This window comes from Sphingobacterium sp. HMA12 (assembly GCF_002933815.1).
Classification (GTDB): domain Bacteria; phylum Bacteroidota; class Bacteroidia; order Sphingobacteriales; family Sphingobacteriaceae; genus Sphingobacterium.
Genome location: NZ_BEYR01000002.1, coordinates 392293 through 408339 on the forward strand (window position 1 = coordinate 392293; position 16047 = coordinate 408339).

Consider the following 16047-nt stretch of genomic DNA (forward strand, 5'->3'; position numbering starts at 1 on the left):
ATATGCATAATTATAAGGAATTAATACTTTGGCAGAAATCTATCGCGTTGGTATCTGATGTATATAAAGCTACAGCAACTTTCCCAGATCGTGAACGATTTAATCTCATTTCACAAATAAATAGAGCTGCAGTATCTATTCCTTCAAATATTGCTGAGGGTGCAGGAAGAAATTCGAATAAAGAGTTTGTTCAGTTTTTGGCAATAGCACATGCGTCTACATATGAAGTCGAAACACAGTTAATAATATCAAAAAATTTAGGTTATTTATCAGAAGAGGATTTAGAGGGTCTTTTGGAAAAGCTGGGGGAATTACAGAAAATGAACTACATTTTTCAACAAAAGCTATTACTTAAGGTCAAGAATCTAACTACTAATATCTAACTACTAATATCTCAAATAATGGAAGCATACATAGTAGCAGGATTTCGTACAGCAGTAGGTAAAGCTCCTCGAGGAGGATTTCGCTTTATGCGGGCTGATGATTTAGCATCAAATGTGATTAAACATCTCGTGTCCACTGTGCCGAATTTAAATAAAGAAGATATAGATGATGTCATTGTGGGGAATGCAATGCCTGAGGCAGAACAGGGGCTTAACATGGCACGTTTTATTTCCCTGATGGGTTTAGATACAGATAAGGTACCTGGCGTTACCGTCAATCGGTATTGTGCCTCTGGATTGGAGACGATCGCCACAGCGGTTGCAAAGATCAAGACAGGTATGGCTGATGTTATTATTGCCGGTGGTGTTGAAGTGATGTCAGGAATGCCTTTCGGAGGCTGGAAGATTGTTCCCAATCCTGTCGTTGCCAAAGAGCATCCCGATTGGTATTGGGGTATGGGTCTTACGGCAGAGGCTGTAGCGAAGGACTACAATGTCTCCCGTGAAGATCAAGATGCCTTTGCACTGAAGTCCAATCAAAAGGCTGTTGCTGCTATTCAAAATGGCCATCTTAAAGATGGTATTGTGCCGATCACGGTCAAAGAGAACTATCTGAAAGACGGTAAGATTGCGACTCGGGAATACGTTGTGGATACCGATGAAGGGCCTCGTGCAGATACCTCCTTGGAAGCTTTGGGTAAGTTGAAGCCTGTATTTGCTGCCAATGGTTCGGTGACAGCAGGAAACTCCTCGCAGACATCGGATGGCGCAGCATTTGTGCTGGTGATGTCTGAGGCTAAAGTGAAGGAACTGGGTGTTAAACCCATTGCCAAGCTCGTCAGTTTTGCTGTTGCAGGCGTACCGCCACGGATTATGGGAATAGGGCCAATCTATGCAATACCTAAAGCTTTGGAACGGGCAGGGCTAAAAAAAGAAGATATCGATTTGTTCGAATTGAACGAAGCTTTTGCTTCACAGTCTTTGGCCGTTATTCGTGAACTCGGACTTGATGAAGAAAAAGTCAATGTCAATGGTGGTGCGATAGCCTTGGGGCATCCCTTGGGCTGTACAGGAGCCAAACTGACCGTGCAGGTCTTACATGAACTGAAACGCCGCGGTAAAAAATATGGTATGGTGACGATGTGCGTGGGGACTGGTCAAGGAGCAGCCGGTATCTTTGAACTATTGGACTAAATTCGAACACTAAAAATAACAGTATAAACCATTTTATTTGCTAGTCTCATAGCGGGTAAAAATATTTAAAATATTGTGTAACCCTGGGTGGCCAAAAGCCAACTCAGGGGTTGCACCTCAAATCTAAAAAACAATGAGCGAAAATAAAGCAATCAAAGGCGGTGAGTTCGTTATTAGAGAGACTCCCTATACAGCTATTTTTATCCCAGAGGAGTTTGATGAAGAAGCGAAAATGATTCGGCAGACCTGTTTGGATTTCTTGGATACCGAAGTATTAAATAAGCTTGATCGTATCGACGCACAGGAAGAGGGATTGATGCCTAGCCTGATGGATAAAGCTGGTGAGTTAGGTATGTTGGGCGTGTCAATTCCGGAAGAATATGGTGGCTTTGGTAAGAACTTTAATACGTCCATGCTTGTAGCGGAAGCCGTGGGTGGAGGTTTTTCTTTTGCCGTTGCCTTGTCTGCGCATACAGGCATTGGCACCTTACCAATCCTTTATTATGGTAATGCAGAGCAAAAAGCGAAGTATATACCTAAACTCGCGACTGGCGAATGGAAGGCTTCCTATTGTCTGACCGAACCAAATGCCGGATCAGATGCCAATTCCGGCCGTACCTCTGCAAAACTAAATGCCGCAGGAACCCACTATCTGATCAACGGTCAAAAAATGTGGATTACCAATGGTGGATTTGCAGATATCTTTATTGTATTTGCAAAAATCGATGACGATAAAAACCTGACCGCATTTATTGTCGAAAAAGATTTTGGTGGGATCACCATGAACCCCGAAGAACATAAATTGGGGATCAAAGGATCTTCAACACGTCAGATATTTTTTAATGACTGTGCTGTTCCAGTTGAAAATATGCTTTCTGAGCGTGAAAATGGATTTAAGATCGCTGTAAATATCCTAAATATCGGAAGGATCAAATTAGGTGCTGCAACAAACGGTTCGGCTCGTATGGTGATTAATCATGCGGTTCAATACGCCAATGAGCGCGTGCAGTTTAACTTACCGATTTCAAAATTTGGTGCTATTCGATACAAATTGGCAGAGATGGCGACACGTCTATTTGCTGTGGAATCTGCATCCTATCGTGCGGGCCAAAATATCGATGATGCCTATGATGCATTGATTGCAGACGGTATGGATGAAGCAAAAGCCAAATTGAAATCCGTGGAACAATTTGCGATCGAGTGTGCCATTATCAAAGTATGGTGTTCCGAGATGTTGGACTATGTGGTGGATGAAGGTGTGCAGATCTATGGCGGAATGGGTTATTCGGCCGATGCGCCGATGGAGCGTGCTTATCGCGATTCACGTATCAACCGGATCTTCGAAGGTACCAATGAGGTGAATAGGCTGCTTGTTGTGGATATGTTGTTAAAACGGGCGATGAAAGGTGAACTGGATCTGATGGGACCTGCGCAAGCCGTAGCAAGTGAACTATTGGCTATTCCTGACTTCGGTGAAGAAGATGATGCCCCATTCGCTGCCGAGAAGAAAATTATCGCCAACCTCAAAAAAGCAGGTCTGCTCATTGCTGGAGCTGCGGTTCAGAAACTGATGATGTCACTTTCGAAAGAAGAAGAGATCTTAATGAATATCGCAGATATCATCGGCTACGTATATATTGCAGAATCTGTACTGTTACGTGCAGAAAAGCTTGTGCATGCCGGTTCAGAAAAGGGCGAGTACGCGACAGATATGGCGAAGATCTATCTATATGGTGCAATCGATAAAATCAATGCTGCGGGTAAAGAAGCGTTATATTCCTTTGGTGAAGGCGATGAGTTGAATATGATGCTCGTTGGGCTACGCCGGTTCACCAAAGCGCAGCCATTCAACATCAAAGATGCACGCCAGCGAATTGCAAAAAAATTAATAGAAGAAAATAAATATTGTTTTTGATTGATAATGATTATTGGTTTTGGTTGTATGGCCGGAGAGAAATCTTCGGCCATTTTTGTGTTACAATAACCAAAAGTATCCGCAATTATAGTAAATTTAGCCTTTTAATACTAACCAATATATGGCATCGTCAAGATCATTTGCATTTACAGAAGACTGGGTAGTCGTCATTTTGGGACTCGCTACCATTTTTTTAGCACTTTCAGGTATTTTTGCGCCTGTACCTAATTTTTCCTGGACTAATTCTTCCGAACTGGCCGCTACAATTTTTGATCCGGCTAATCTCAGCAAGATTTTTCAGCAGTTTATCTTCGTCTTTGTGACAGGTATTCTGGGTGCATTTTTGCTCGGTAAATCCGTCAAACATCTGCTGATCGTATTTCCGGTAGTGTTTATTTTGACCATATTCGCCCTGATATTAGCAGGTAATTCGACAGTGAAGGAATATAATCTCGAAGCTGTTATTTTTAGTTTGATTATCGGTTTGATCATCAGCAATTGCTTTAAGCTGCCTGCTTGGTTTAAAGAAGCCCTGAGCACGGAACTGTATGTCAAGATCGGATTGATTTTACTGGGTACTACGGTGATCTTTGGCGATATCCTTAAGGCAGGTTCGCTGGGGCTTATTCAGGCTTTGGCAGTTGTACTATCAGTATGGTATTTTGCTTTTTGGATCTGTAAAAAATTGAAGATCGACAAGGAAATGTCGTTGATGTTGTCCAGTGCAGTCTCCATTTGCGGTGTTTCCGCTGCCATAGCTACTTCCGGCGCGATTAAAGGTGATAGCAAAAAGCTCTCCTACGTGATTTCCCTAGTCTTGATCACCGCAATTCCAATGATGATTTTTATGCCCTATATGGCTGAATGGATGGGCTTGTCGCAAGAGGTGACCGGCGCATGGTTAGGAGGGAGTATAGATACCACAGGAGCTGTTGTTGCATCGGGCTCCCTCGTTGGAGAAGAGGCGTTAAAAATTAGTACAATTGTTAAATTCTCGCAAAATGTATTGCTGGGACTCGCAGCATTTGCGATCAGTATTTATTGGACCTATGCAAAATCTGTAGATGATGAAACAAAGCGGGATAAACCGACGCTAAAGATTATCTGGGAACGCTTTCCTAAATTTGTGCTTGGGTTTGTATTTGCATCGCTATTGTTTTCATTTGTCATCTCCCCGGAAAAAGTGGATGCCGTCAAGGGAAGTCTGAAAAATTTGCAGGGCCTCTGGTTTACCCTGGCATTTACTTCGATTGGTCTGGAGACAAATTTCAAAGATCTTTTTGTACAGGATAATAAAAAACCTCTTTACGCATTTTTGATCGCACAGACTTTTAATGTCGTAGTGACCCTGTTGATAGCGCTGGTACTGTTCCGATAATTAATAGGTGAAAAATTGAGCCGAATACTTTCGGAATTAAACAATATTTGCGCAAAAGTCCGCCATCCTTGGCGGACTTTTTTTGTCCTAAGTCTTTTTCATTTGCTCAATCCCACCGGTAGTCATGTCAAATTAGTCCATGAACATGAAAGATCATATTATTCTCGCTAAAACTACCTAGATTTCCGAGTGAGATCATGTTAATTATTTCGGAAAAAGTGAAGCTAGGTGCTGGAAAATAGTTCCTGTGCTGACAGGTAAACGGATGATTATTTAAATATTTTTGGATGTGTAATCCGCTTTTTAGAGTGTTTAAAATGCTGTTAATGAATGTTTATCGAGTATATTTTAAAAAATATTTATTAAATCTATCAAATTAGTAGTCTTTTAAAAAATATTTCTATATTTGTACTGTTATCCTGATTTACAGTACGTCATGAAGGAGTAGCTGAAAAAAATGAATATACTTAATTATGGAAAGAATGAAACAAGATTACTTTTTAAAAATAAGCTTACAGATTACTGCATTGAAAGTGGCTTTTACTTCCCTAGAAAATAATGAAAAACGAATGTGTTGTTAAAATTTCTCTCTTACACTCTCTTATATTAGAAAAGGGAAGCCGAGGCTTCCCTTTTTAAACAAAGTTTTAACAATGAAACAAGTTCTATTGGCGTTGGCACTTGTTTATTTTCACTATTAAACTGAATAAATTTATGAAAAAAAATGCTATTTTTCGAATTAGCGTCATTTTTAGCTTGCTTTTAGCGGCGTCTTATCAGACTTACGCGCAAGTAGAAGATCCTAAACCCATTATAAATGCTTCATTAACAGGTACTGTCGTAGATGCTGTGACCAAAGAACCCCTACAGGGCGTAACCGTACAGCTTGAAGCAGTTACCCATCAGGTGAAGACCGATAGCAAAGGCGTATTTCAATTTGTTACAGGACAAAAATTGCCTTTTTCCCTTATTGTATCCATTGTGGGCTATCAAACAAGACGTGTTGTTGTAGACCAGTCGCCTACCGTGATCGAACTTACTCCACGATTGGAGGCCTTAGACCAAGTGGTCGTTACTGCCCGTAGACGCAAAGAGCAGTTACAGGATGTCCCAATTCCTGTTTCTATTATCCGTGGGGCAGCACTGGAAGACGCCGGGGCTTTTAATGTCAATCGACTAAAAGAACTTGTTCCAACAGTACAGCTGTACTCTTCCAATGCGCGTAATACAACCCTGAACATTCGGGGTCTCGGTTCGACTTATGGCCTGACCAACGATGGGATAGATCCTGGTGTCGGATTCTATCTTGACGGTGTTTACATCGCACGGCCTGCGGCAACTTGGCTGGACTTTATTGATATTGACCAAATTGAAGTATTGCGTGGGCCACAGGGGACACTTTTTGGTAAAAATACCACTGCCGGGGCCTTTAACATTACATCACGGCTACCTCAATTTACACCTGAGGCAAATGTTGAGGTCAGTTATGGCAATCAGGGCTTTATTCAAGCAAAGACATCTATTTCGGGACCTCTAGCTAAAAATCTGGCTGCCCGGGCTTCTTTTTCTGGCACACAAAGGGATGGCAATCTTTTCAACGTCCACACCAATCGAAAGATCAACGATATCAATAACCTAGGATTCAGGGGTCAATTGTTGTTTACACCAACGGAAAATATCAAACTTGTGCTCTCGGGTGACGTTTCCTCCCAAAAGCCGGATGGTTATGGTTGGGCAGTTGCCGGTGTTGTCAAAACTCAGCGGGCTGATTACCGGCAGTTTGATGCCATTATCAAAGATTTAGGCTATGAGCTGCCTTACAAAAGTGCATTTGAACGTAAGATCGATCTCGATACGCAATCCAAGGCGGACAATAAACTCGGCGGCGTAGCGCTGAATGCTGATATTAAGATTGGTGAAGGTACCTTGACATCAACTTCAGCTTGGCGAAAATGGACCTGGGTGCCTCTCAATGACCGGGATTATTTAGGTCTTCCTGTTTACACAGTTTCTGCCGGTAATTCAGTGCATAACCAATGGTCGCAAGAATTTAGATATTCAGGCAAAATCAGCGAAAAAGTGAGTGGTGTGGTCGGTTTATTCGGTCTGTGGCAGGACCTTGGTACCGATCCTGTACATACCGAGGAAACGGGATCCGCATTCTGGCGTTTCCAGAAAAGTTCAACAAGCGCCTTATGGGAGACCCCAGGATTATTTGATAATTTCGGTATTAAGACCGTTTACGGAATCAAAAGTACAAGCTTAGCCGCTTATACACAGATCGATTGGGAAGTGACTTCGAAACTTCATATCTTGCCGGGACTACGCTATAACTACGACAAAAAGAAAGCAAATTACGACAGACAGACCTATGGTGGGCTACAGACATCCGATCCGGCACTCTTGGCTCTTAAAAACGGAGTCTATACCAACCAGACTTTTGATATAAACGCAGATGCAGATAATTTTTCCGGGCAGCTTTCGGCAAAATACCGTTTCAATCCGAAGATTAATGCTTATGCTACCTATTCCATCAGCTATAAGCCAATTGGAATCAATGTGGGGGGATTGCCGACAGCAAATGGAGCGGTACTGCTGGATCTGGCGGAGGTAAAACCGGAAGCGGTACGCCACAAAGAGCTGGGTGTAAAGACCAATCCAACACGCAACTCGATCCTTAACCTATCGATTTACCAGACCGATATCAAAGATTATCAAACTCAGGTGCAAACACCTGAGCCAGGTGTGAATCGTGGCTACTTGGCCAATGCTGAAAAAGTACGTGTCAAAGGGGTGGAGTTGGATGGTAACATCAATATTGGACATTTCCTGCGGCTGAATGGCGCGCTGGCCTATACGGATGCGAAATACGTGAAATTTACAAATGCACCGGTTCCGCTGGAAGAAGTCGGTGGGCCTCAGGCTTTCAAGGATATTTCAGGCGGAGTTCTTCCCGGAGTTTCCAAATGGTCCTGGTCTTTAGGTGGGGAAATCAATCAGAGTGGCAAATTGATCGGAATCAATGGATCCTACTTTTTAGGTGCTGATGTTTTCCATCGTTCTAAGTTTTCCTCAAGTTCATCCCCGTCTCAATACCTGAACATCGATGCTTATACGCTGCTGAATGCAAGACTTGGTTTTAGAGGGTCAAATGGTGTTTCGGTTTTTGTGTGGAGCAGGAATCTGACAAATAAAGATTACTATGAGCAACTGCTGGCTGCGCCGGGTAGTTATGGTCAATATGCCGGCGTTGTTGCTGATCCGAGAACCTATGGTGTAACGCTGCGCTACAATTGGAAACAGGGGAATTAAATAAATCCGTAATTCATAAATATATTTTCATTGACCGTCTCTAATGATTTAGGGACGGTTTTTTTGTGTCCAAAACAAGGGATAATGTCAATGGAAATTTTATTGGCGATAATTCTTGGCCCATGCTTGCTTTATTTATGGAAAACCGTATCTTAATTCATCATTAAGGTGAAAGATTTGCGCATGAACGAAAAAGAGCTATTACAACATTATAAAACAACAGGAGATCTATCTGCGCTGGGAAAATTATATTCACCTTACATGTCTTTGCTTTATGGTGTATGCTTCAAGTACTTACAGGATCCCGATCGTAGCCAGGATGCTGTGATGCAGATTTTTGAAGAATTGATTCCAAAGCTTCGTCATTATGAGGTCGATAATTTTAAAAGCTGGTTGCACGTATACAGTAAGAACTATTGTTTGATGCAATTGCGCAAAGACAAAAGGACAACACAGGTGGATATTGAAGATAATTTGTTTGAGAGCGAACAGAAACTCAATGCCCAAGACGAATCAAAATGGGAAGAAAGCGATTTTGAAAAACTAGAAGGTTGCATGCAGACCTTAAATGAGGAACAAAAAGAATGTGTACGTTTGTTTTATCTGGAACAAAAGTGCTATAAAGATATCGCAGATTTAACAGGGTATGACCTGAATAAAGTCAAGAGTGCCATCCAGAATGGAAAACGCAATCTAAAAATCTGTATGGAAAGGAAAGAAAATGGAAAATAATTATCAATTATCGCGAATTCATAATTACATCCATGGTTTGATGAGTAAGGAGGAAATGTTTCAACTGGAAAAAGAAGCATTGGAAGATCCTTTTTTGCAAGATGCCATAGATGGATATCGATTGCAGAATGGTGTGGATGCGAGACAGTTAAGTTTGTTGCAGCAGCGGCTCAATCGTCGGGTCGAGAATACCATAGCGACAAGGCATGCACAGTATTATACTTGGCAGCGCCTGGCCATAGGAGCAGCAGCAGGAGTTTTGTTTGTCGTGTTATTGGCACTTTTATATTTTAAACATTTCACTGGTAAAACCGAGCGCACCACAGATGTAACCTTAAGTGAACCGGAGAACCTAGTGACTATCGAGCCCCTGCTCGATGGCGGCGATGCGACTCCACTGGGAGGCTGGAAAGCATTTGAACACTATTTAAATAATCAATTGAAAGAAACGGGAATTGGAGGGGATATTATTGTCAATTTCACGATTGGCAAAGATGGGCTTCCGGCTCAGATTCAGGCTGAGGATACTCCTGATCAAGCTCTTGTTGAAGAGACCGTAAGGCTTCTTCGTTCCGGAGTGAAATGGCAAGGCTCCAAGGGGCGGTTGAAGATCACTTTCCCCCTAAAAGAGAGGAAGAATTCATCCCAATCACATGTCATCAAACCACCACATTGTTTTGGAATAGAAAAATCTTAGTGCAAAAAAATGAGCGATTTCCTTCAAGAGAAATCGCTCATTTTTTTGAAAAAATTATCCATTCTTAAAATGCATACCTCAACCCAAGCTGAATTTGAAAGGGATTGCCATTTAAATTGGATACACCAACGCCTGAACTCATATTATAAATATATTGCTGATTGGCGGCATCGAAACTCTTGATCGCATAAAGATTTTGTTTACCTAATTGATGTCCCACACCCCAGCTTTTTTTCAAGAGGTTGGCTACATTGAAGATATCAATAGAGGCTTCAAGGCCATGATTTTTATAGAATTTTACATTCTTTGCCAAATGGAGGTCAAATACGCCATAAAAACCATTGATCCCCCCATTACGTTCTGCTATTTGACCCAAATTGCCATTGATGTAGTTTTTGATGCTTTTCTCCGCATTTGGATCGTCCAGGATTGCTTGAATACCGTTTTTGATATATTCCGGCGTATTTTTGTTGTTGGGATCGTAAATAAAAGCAAGATCGTTGGAATTTACAAAGTCTCCATTGACATTTCCATTGACAGCTAATGAATAACGTGTTCCAGCAATTCCACTGAATCGCAAGCCCATAGAAACACCCCATAAAGAGGGCATTGTTCCATAGAACACGACTTTATGGCGGAATTGATTATCCGAATATGACATTGTACTTAAGTCGCGGGGATCGTCTTTGACCATTAGGGAGAGGGTAGCAGTATTGGCAACATTACCATTATACGAGGTATTGTCTTTTGTATCATTCCAGGTATAGGACATCGTGATTTGTCCATCCTTGTAGTAACGATAAGTTCCGTCCAATACTACGGTATACGAATTGTTTTTTCCATCACTATTCATTTCCAATACCCGACCAACCTGTTTGGTCTTACGGCTATTGGTCCAGTTGGCTGCACCGTTTGTCGTATTGATGCTTGACGCCGGAACATACACGCCACGGTTACCCTCGGCAGTCAACCTAAAATAAGGATCCTCCACCATATTGCGATCCACATACATATAGTTGTTGCGTCCCCAAGTTCCATAAGCACTTAAACCGATGCGTAGCGAAGGCGTGAAGAAATGATTGATAGAAATATTCGCTTTATATACAGTCGGCACTTTCACGTCCTTGCTATTGGTATTGATTGTGACAAGTTTTTCGATCTTTGGATTGTCCAGCAGTTCGCGTCCTGGAGCTGTATCGGGATCCTTGCGATATCCGGCGAAATTTGGCTTAGGGATTAATGTAGGATCCGTGATATCTACGCCAGCAATGCGTGAGCCGTCAAACAACATATTGTTTAACATAGAATATGGGTTGAGTGCCGACCCAAATATACCAGCTCCAAAACGGATGATATTTTTTCTCTCTTCATTGATATCCCAGTTGAATTGCACACGAGGCTGTATTTGAAACGTGTTAATCCCATTGTCGGTTGAAAGACCCAGTTCGTCATAAACTGTCTGGTTGAACATCGCCTTCTTGAGGTATTTAGTGTTGTCTAGACGTAGGCCCCCGACGACGTCCAGACCTCTTGCAATTTTAGCTTCCATTTGCCCATAAACACCTACAGCCAGATTGTTGACCAAAGTGTTTTCCTTGTCAGTCATATAAACATCGCGCGCATAGCGATAAGGGGTCAGGTTATCGAAGTTTTGTAAACCTGTAAAATAAAAACGACCGTTCAATTCACTACCGTAACGAAAATCCATGTTTGTGTACATGATATCGGCACCGAAGGTATATTTAATCTTATCTGTGTTGTAATACAGGTTGTTGACCAACTGCAGCATATTGCCATTGAACCATTCTGGTGAAAAGCGTTGACCACCGAGTTGGATAGAATTGTTGTATTTATTTGTACCATCTACTGATTGGATGGATTCAACGATAGCACGGGGAATACTATGTGACTGGTCAAATCCATCAACATTATGCTGTGCTTCAGAGCGTTCGTAAAAATGCTGGATCTTCAAATCATTCGTCAATCTTGAACTAATCGAAGTACGCAAAGAAGCCATAAGGCTATTGTTTATATACTTTCTGTTGGTGTAAGATTCATAGGCATTAATTCCCGTATTATCCCCTTCCTGTTGATTGTCAGAGTCGTACACAAAGTTATTGCGAATAGTCAATAGGTTCCTTTCATTTAATTGCCAGTCGATTCGAGCGAACGCGGCGTCAGTCTTTTTCTTTTTGTCAAAAGAGCCAAATAGGCGGTCGGCACTAGCACCATATTTACCTACAGCAATTCGAGTGAAATCATCCAAAGTCGTTTGTGTAACTTTGTATCGTGCAATATCTTCGGTTGTTTGTATATCGGCAATCTGAAGCGGACGTGTATCCATTTGACGATCCCATGTAACAAAGAAATGTGCTTTATCCTTAATAATTGGACCGCCAAGCGAAAATCCATATTGATAAGTGGAAAATTTCTGTTTACGTGGAGTTTCATTCAGATTATATTTACTGGAAAGCCAATCTGCCCGGGCAAAAGTAAAGGCACTTCCGGTCAGGGTATTTGTTCCTGATTTGGTCACGGTTGTAATGCTACCGCCGCCACTACGGCCAAAAGTGACATCATAATCGTTGGTGACCACTTTGAATTCGCGAATAGCCTCCATAGAAATTGAATAAGCACCACCGCTATTTCCGCCCGCTACCGTACTGCGCGAGTTCATGCCATCTACCGTAAAATTAGTCGAAGATGCGCGTTGGCCCGCAAGGTTCGTCCCGCTGCTCACTGGCGATAGATCGATCAGCGAAGAAAAATTCCGACCATTTACAGGCATTTTCTTAAGATCATTTGCCGTAATAGCGGTAGAGGCACCTAACGTTTTGATCTTATTTTTAAGATCAGCAGCGGCGCCCTGTACAATCACTTCGTCAAGCGTCGTTTCTGTAGAAGATAATCTAAAATCTACTATAAGCTCATCACCATAACTTAATTTATAGTCTGTTTTCTTTTGCTCGGCATAACCGACATGGTTGACTGATACAGTGTATGGAGAGCCTAAGGGCAGCTGCTGGAAGGTATATACCCCATTTTGATTGGTCAACGTTGATTGTCTAAATCCAGTAGATTCATTCCGCACAGATACTGAGCTGCCCTTGACCGGTCCGGTTCCATCTGTAATACGGCCTGTGATAGTTGCTTCAGTACCTTGGGCCCAGCTTCTGCTTGGAATTTGAAAAAACGTAATAATGGTTAAGAGCATAAACCAAATGATGTTTTTCTGCATAATAATTTCGTTTCTAGTTTAGTTGATTAGTATTTGTCACAAGTATGTTGCGAAATTATTCGTATAGTATTGCTAAACCGTTAAGTCGGTATTATTAAATATTTAAAAAAAAATAGGCCGTGTTAAGATAAAGATAAAGTATGCACTGATAGGGGAATCAATAGCTTGTGCGGACAGTATATGTCCTTTGGTAAGGAAGTCAATTGGTAACGAAGGATCGAAAAACCAATAAGGGCCCGAATGATTCGAGCCCTTGTTCATTTATGATAAGCTACCTTATTCTTCCCAACGAATTTTTTCTTCGATAGGCGTACGTACAGGTTCGCGTGCATCGGATTCATGATGGCCTAAGTAAAATAGGCCGATACATTTTTGGTTCTCTTCCAGATTAAGGAAAGCGCCCAAATGATTAATTAAGCCTGGTGTTGCCCAGTAACCGCCTAAGTTCAACGAATGTGCTGCGAGCCACATATTTTCTACAGCGGCAGCAGTACACGCCAGTTCTTCCCACTCGGGCACTTCACCTGTATAATTGACAATTAGTGCAATGGCAACATTTGATTGTGTTGCTTTCTTGCCCATGGTGACCTCTGTTGCTTCCGTATATTTCTCTGCTGGCGTAACCGATTTATAGATGCGCGATAATTCAGTACCCAAGCGTTGCAGTCCCTCTTTGCGGAAGACGACAAAACGCCAAGGTTGTGTCCGTTTATGTGTAGGAGCAGCATTAGCTGCTTCTAAAATGCTGAGGATATCTTCTTTGCTTACTTCCTCTTCTGTAAAAGAAGCCTGAAATACCGATCTTCTGTAGTGTATTGCTTTTAAAACGTCGTTTTTCATTAAAAATATGTTGATTTTAGAATGTATTTATGCTTTTTCTTCCCATAAAGATACAACATGCAAAATTGTTTTGACTGCTTTTTCCATATCTTGTGCTGATACCCATTCCTGCTTCCCATGAAATGCGTGTCCACCGGCGAAAATATTAGGACATGGTAGGCCCATAAATGAAAGGCGTGACCCATCTGTACCACCACGAATGCTTCGTCTTTCTGCGATCATACCCGCCCTTGTAATCGCTTCCATACCGATCTCCATAATTTCGGGATATTGATCCAGTACCTCTTTCATGTTGCGGTATTGCTCTTTTACGGTGAACGTATAAGTACAATTTGGATAGCGCTCAACAATAGATTTTGCTATCGCTTCCAATTCATTTTCGTGTTTTTTAAGATTAGCTGTCGCATGATCACGGATGATAAATTGGATTTCGGCTTTTTCAACCGTTCCACTGATATTTACAGGGTGTACAAAACCATCTTTCTTATTGGTGCTTTCTGGAGAAAGTCTATCTTTGGGTAAAGCATCGATGATGGCACTTGCGATTTTAATCGCACTTTGCATCTTTCCTTTTGCAAAACCTGGGTGCACCGAGACGCCATGGATTGTTAAAGTTGCTCCATCTGCCGAGAATGTCTCATCCTCGATCGTACCAGCTTTTTCACCGTCCATGGTGTAGGCAAAATCTGCCGCCAGACGTTTTAAATCTGCTTTATCAACTCCGCGGCCGATTTCCTCGTCCGGTGTGAATAAAATCTTGATAGCTCCATGCTTAATCTCAGAGTGTTTCATTAATAGGCGGGCAGCATCCATTATTTCAGCAATACCCGCTTTATCGTCTGCCCCCAATAGTGTTGTTCCGCTGGCTGTAATTACATCGTTTCCGATTTGATTGGCCAGGTCGGGATGCTCTGCATATTTGATCACAATGCTCGTATCGTCCGGAAGTACCAAATCTTGACCTTGGTAATTGTGGTGGACCAGAGGTTTTACATCTTTGCCCGAAGAATCCGGAGAAGTGTCCATATGAGAACAGAAGCAGATCACTGGAACTTTCTTGGTTGTATTGGAGGGGATAGTCGCATAGATGTAACCATTTTCATCCATAGCTGCGTCCGAGATACCCAATGATAGTAATTCCTCTACCAATAATTTGCCCAGATTTTTCTGTTTTTCCGTTGACGGACATGTCGGAGAATTTACATCCGATTGTGTGTCAATCTGTACGTAGCGCTGAAATCTTTCCGAAACTGAAAAGTCACTTATGTTATTAATATCAAATGTGCTCATTTTTATCGCCCTAATATGATAAGGGTGACCAAATTTACAAATTCTAACGGGCTTCGGCCAAAAACAAACAAGACTTGTCAATAAACTGACAAGTCTTGTTTATTAAAGGTAATATCTCGCTAAAATCCTTTATCTTTTTCCGGGACTAATCCTAAGTTTAGCTTATTTTTTTTCATCCGCATAGCCAAATACTTTCTGCAAGATATTTGTATTTCTGCTTCCACCGATATTATTTCTAATTTTTGATTCTTGATCCGCGACCTTAATAAACAAACCATCTATGGCCTTTTGTGTAACATAAGCGGTAAGGTTGGTTTCTACTTTGTTGCCCAGCGGCAGATTATTATAAGCGCTGGTCAGCTGTGTCCAATATTGGTCTACATTGTTCACGCCCATTGCCGATTGAATGACCGGACTGAACTTGCTCGTCAATTCAGCGGATGTATTTGTTTTGAAAAATGTCGTTGCAGCATCCTGCTTGCTACCCAATAGAATATTGGTTGCATCGGTGATGGTCATTTTAGACAATGCATTCACAAATACTGGGGCGGCTTCTTTTACGGCCCCTTCTGCCGCTCTGTTCATGCTTTGGATAAATTGATCGCATAGTTTGCCCATACCCACAGCGCGAAGTGTTTTTTCTACTTTTTGAGCCTCAGCAGGCATTAAAATCTTGACCGCTGCATCACCTAAAAAGCCGTCTTTTTTTGCTAGAGACTCAATACTTACATTAAGACCATTGCTTAAAGCCTGCTTGATACCAAGTGATGCATCCTTACTTGATAAGGAAGCTAAAGTGTTCGATTTATTTGAACCAGAAGTCGGAGATCCAGTAGTTGGAGAATTCGTCGTTTTTGTGCTATCGGTTTGACCCTGGCTTGCCTTGTTCAAGGCTTCGTTAATCTTTTTAAAGATCTGCGCTTCACTGTTGTTGGAGTACAAAAGCCCCGAAACAAATAGGGTACAATATAGTAATGGAAATTTCATCATGATATGTTTTGCTGTCAAAATTAAGGATATCGACCGTTAATTTTTGTAAAAGTTTAAATTGCCGGCTGTTCTTTCCAT

11 protein-coding genes are annotated in these 16047 nt (G+C 41.7%); 7 read left to right on the top strand and 4 right to left on the bottom strand.

Going from position 1 to position 16047, the window contains the following annotated elements; all coding sequences use genetic code 11:
* Positions 1–2 precede the first annotated feature (2 nt).
* From HMAT_RS15315 to HMAT_RS15345, 7 genes are all read left to right on the top strand, one after another.
* Positions 3–383: a four helix bundle protein gene (locus HMAT_RS15315; protein ID WP_104383721.1), complete on the top strand. Its 381-nt coding sequence runs from the start codon at positions 3–5 to the stop codon at positions 381–383.
* 18 nt (positions 384–401) lie between these two features.
* Positions 402–1577 carry an acetyl-CoA C-acyltransferase gene (locus HMAT_RS15320; RefSeq protein WP_104383722.1) on the top strand — a complete coding sequence of 392 codons (1176 nt, stop codon included), beginning with the start codon at positions 402–404 and terminating at the stop codon, positions 1575–1577.
* Between the two features lie 133 nt (positions 1578–1710).
* Positions 1711–3492, top strand: coding sequence for an acyl-CoA dehydrogenase family protein (locus HMAT_RS15325; protein ID WP_104383723.1), 1782 nt, complete (start codon positions 1711–1713; stop codon positions 3490–3492).
* A 121-nt stretch (positions 3493–3613) separates the two neighbouring features.
* Positions 3614–4870 carry a YeiH family protein gene (locus tag HMAT_RS15330; RefSeq protein WP_104383724.1) on the top strand — a complete coding sequence of 419 codons (1257 nt, stop codon included), beginning with the start codon at positions 3614–3616 and terminating at the stop codon, positions 4868–4870.
* 714 nt (positions 4871–5584) lie between these two features.
* Positions 5585–8182 (top strand): TonB-dependent receptor, encoded by a 2598-nt coding sequence (locus HMAT_RS15335; protein WP_104383725.1) that lies wholly within the window; start codon positions 5585–5587, stop codon positions 8180–8182.
* A 183-nt stretch (positions 8183–8365) separates the two neighbouring features.
* Positions 8366–8914, top strand: coding sequence for an RNA polymerase sigma factor (locus HMAT_RS15340; RefSeq protein ID WP_104383726.1), 549 nt, complete (start codon positions 8366–8368; stop codon positions 8912–8914).
* Positions 8904–9611 carry a hypothetical protein gene (locus HMAT_RS15345; protein ID WP_199768679.1) on the top strand — a complete coding sequence of 236 codons (708 nt, stop codon included), beginning with the start codon at positions 8904–8906 and terminating at the stop codon, positions 9609–9611. The genes HMAT_RS15340 and HMAT_RS15345 overlap by 11 nt, the downstream gene beginning before the upstream one ends.
* 64 nt (positions 9612–9675) lie before the next feature.
* On the opposite strand, the gene HMAT_RS15350 is transcribed toward HMAT_RS15345, so the two are convergent.
* The 4 genes from HMAT_RS15350 to HMAT_RS15365 form a co-directional block, all read right to left on the bottom strand.
* On the bottom strand, positions 9676–12849 hold the full coding sequence (locus tag HMAT_RS15350; protein ID WP_104383727.1) for a TonB-dependent receptor: 3174 nt from the start codon (positions 12847–12849) through the stop codon (positions 9676–9678).
* A gap of 276 nt (positions 12850–13125) precedes the next feature.
* Complete coding sequence (locus HMAT_RS15355) at positions 13126–13689, bottom strand: nitroreductase (protein WP_104383728.1); 564 nt, start codon at positions 13687–13689, stop codon at positions 13126–13128.
* Between the two features lie 27 nt (positions 13690–13716).
* Positions 13717–14979, bottom strand: a complete 1263-nt coding sequence (pepT, locus tag HMAT_RS15360; protein WP_104383729.1) for a peptidase T — start codon at positions 14977–14979, stop codon at positions 13717–13719.
* Positions 14980–15141: 162 nt separating this feature from the next.
* A complete protein-coding gene (locus tag HMAT_RS15365) occupies positions 15142–15969 on the bottom strand; it encodes a DUF4197 domain-containing protein (RefSeq protein WP_233789357.1) in 828 nt (275 codons plus the stop codon).
* Between the last annotated feature and the right edge of the window lie 78 nt (positions 15970–16047).

Excerpts from the sequence above, each read along its gene's own strand:
- HMAT_RS15315 (WP_104383721.1), top strand. The coding sequence starts at position 3 with ATGCATAATTATAAGGAATTAATACTTTGGCAGAAATCTATCGCGTTG.
- HMAT_RS15320 (WP_104383722.1), top strand. The coding sequence starts at position 402 with ATGGAAGCATACATAGTAGCAGGATTTCGTACAGCAGTAGGTAAAGCT.
- HMAT_RS15325 (WP_104383723.1), top strand. The coding sequence starts at position 1,711 with ATGAGCGAAAATAAAGCAATCAAAGGCGGTGAGTTCGTTATTAGAGAG.
- HMAT_RS15330 (WP_104383724.1), top strand. The coding sequence starts at position 3,614 with ATGGCATCGTCAAGATCATTTGCATTTACAGAAGACTGGGTAGTCGTC.
- HMAT_RS15335 (WP_104383725.1), top strand. The coding sequence starts at position 5,585 with ATGAAAAAAAATGCTATTTTTCGAATTAGCGTCATTTTTAGCTTGCTT.
- HMAT_RS15340 (WP_104383726.1), top strand. The coding sequence starts at position 8,366 with ATGAACGAAAAAGAGCTATTACAACATTATAAAACAACAGGAGATCTA.
- HMAT_RS15345 (WP_199768679.1), top strand. The coding sequence starts at position 8,904 with ATGGAAAATAATTATCAATTATCGCGAATTCATAATTACATCCATGGT.
- HMAT_RS15350 (WP_104383727.1), bottom strand. The coding sequence starts at position 12,849 with ATGCAGAAAAACATCATTTGGTTTATGCTCTTAACCATTATTACGTTT.
- HMAT_RS15355 (WP_104383728.1), bottom strand. The coding sequence starts at position 13,689 with ATGAAAAACGACGTTTTAAAAGCAATACACTACAGAAGATCGGTATTT.
- pepT (WP_104383729.1), bottom strand. The coding sequence starts at position 14,979 with ATGAGCACATTTGATATTAATAACATAAGTGACTTTTCAGTTTCGGAA.
- HMAT_RS15365 (WP_233789357.1), bottom strand. The coding sequence starts at position 15,969 with ATGATGAAATTTCCATTACTATATTGTACCCTATTTGTTTCGGGGCTT.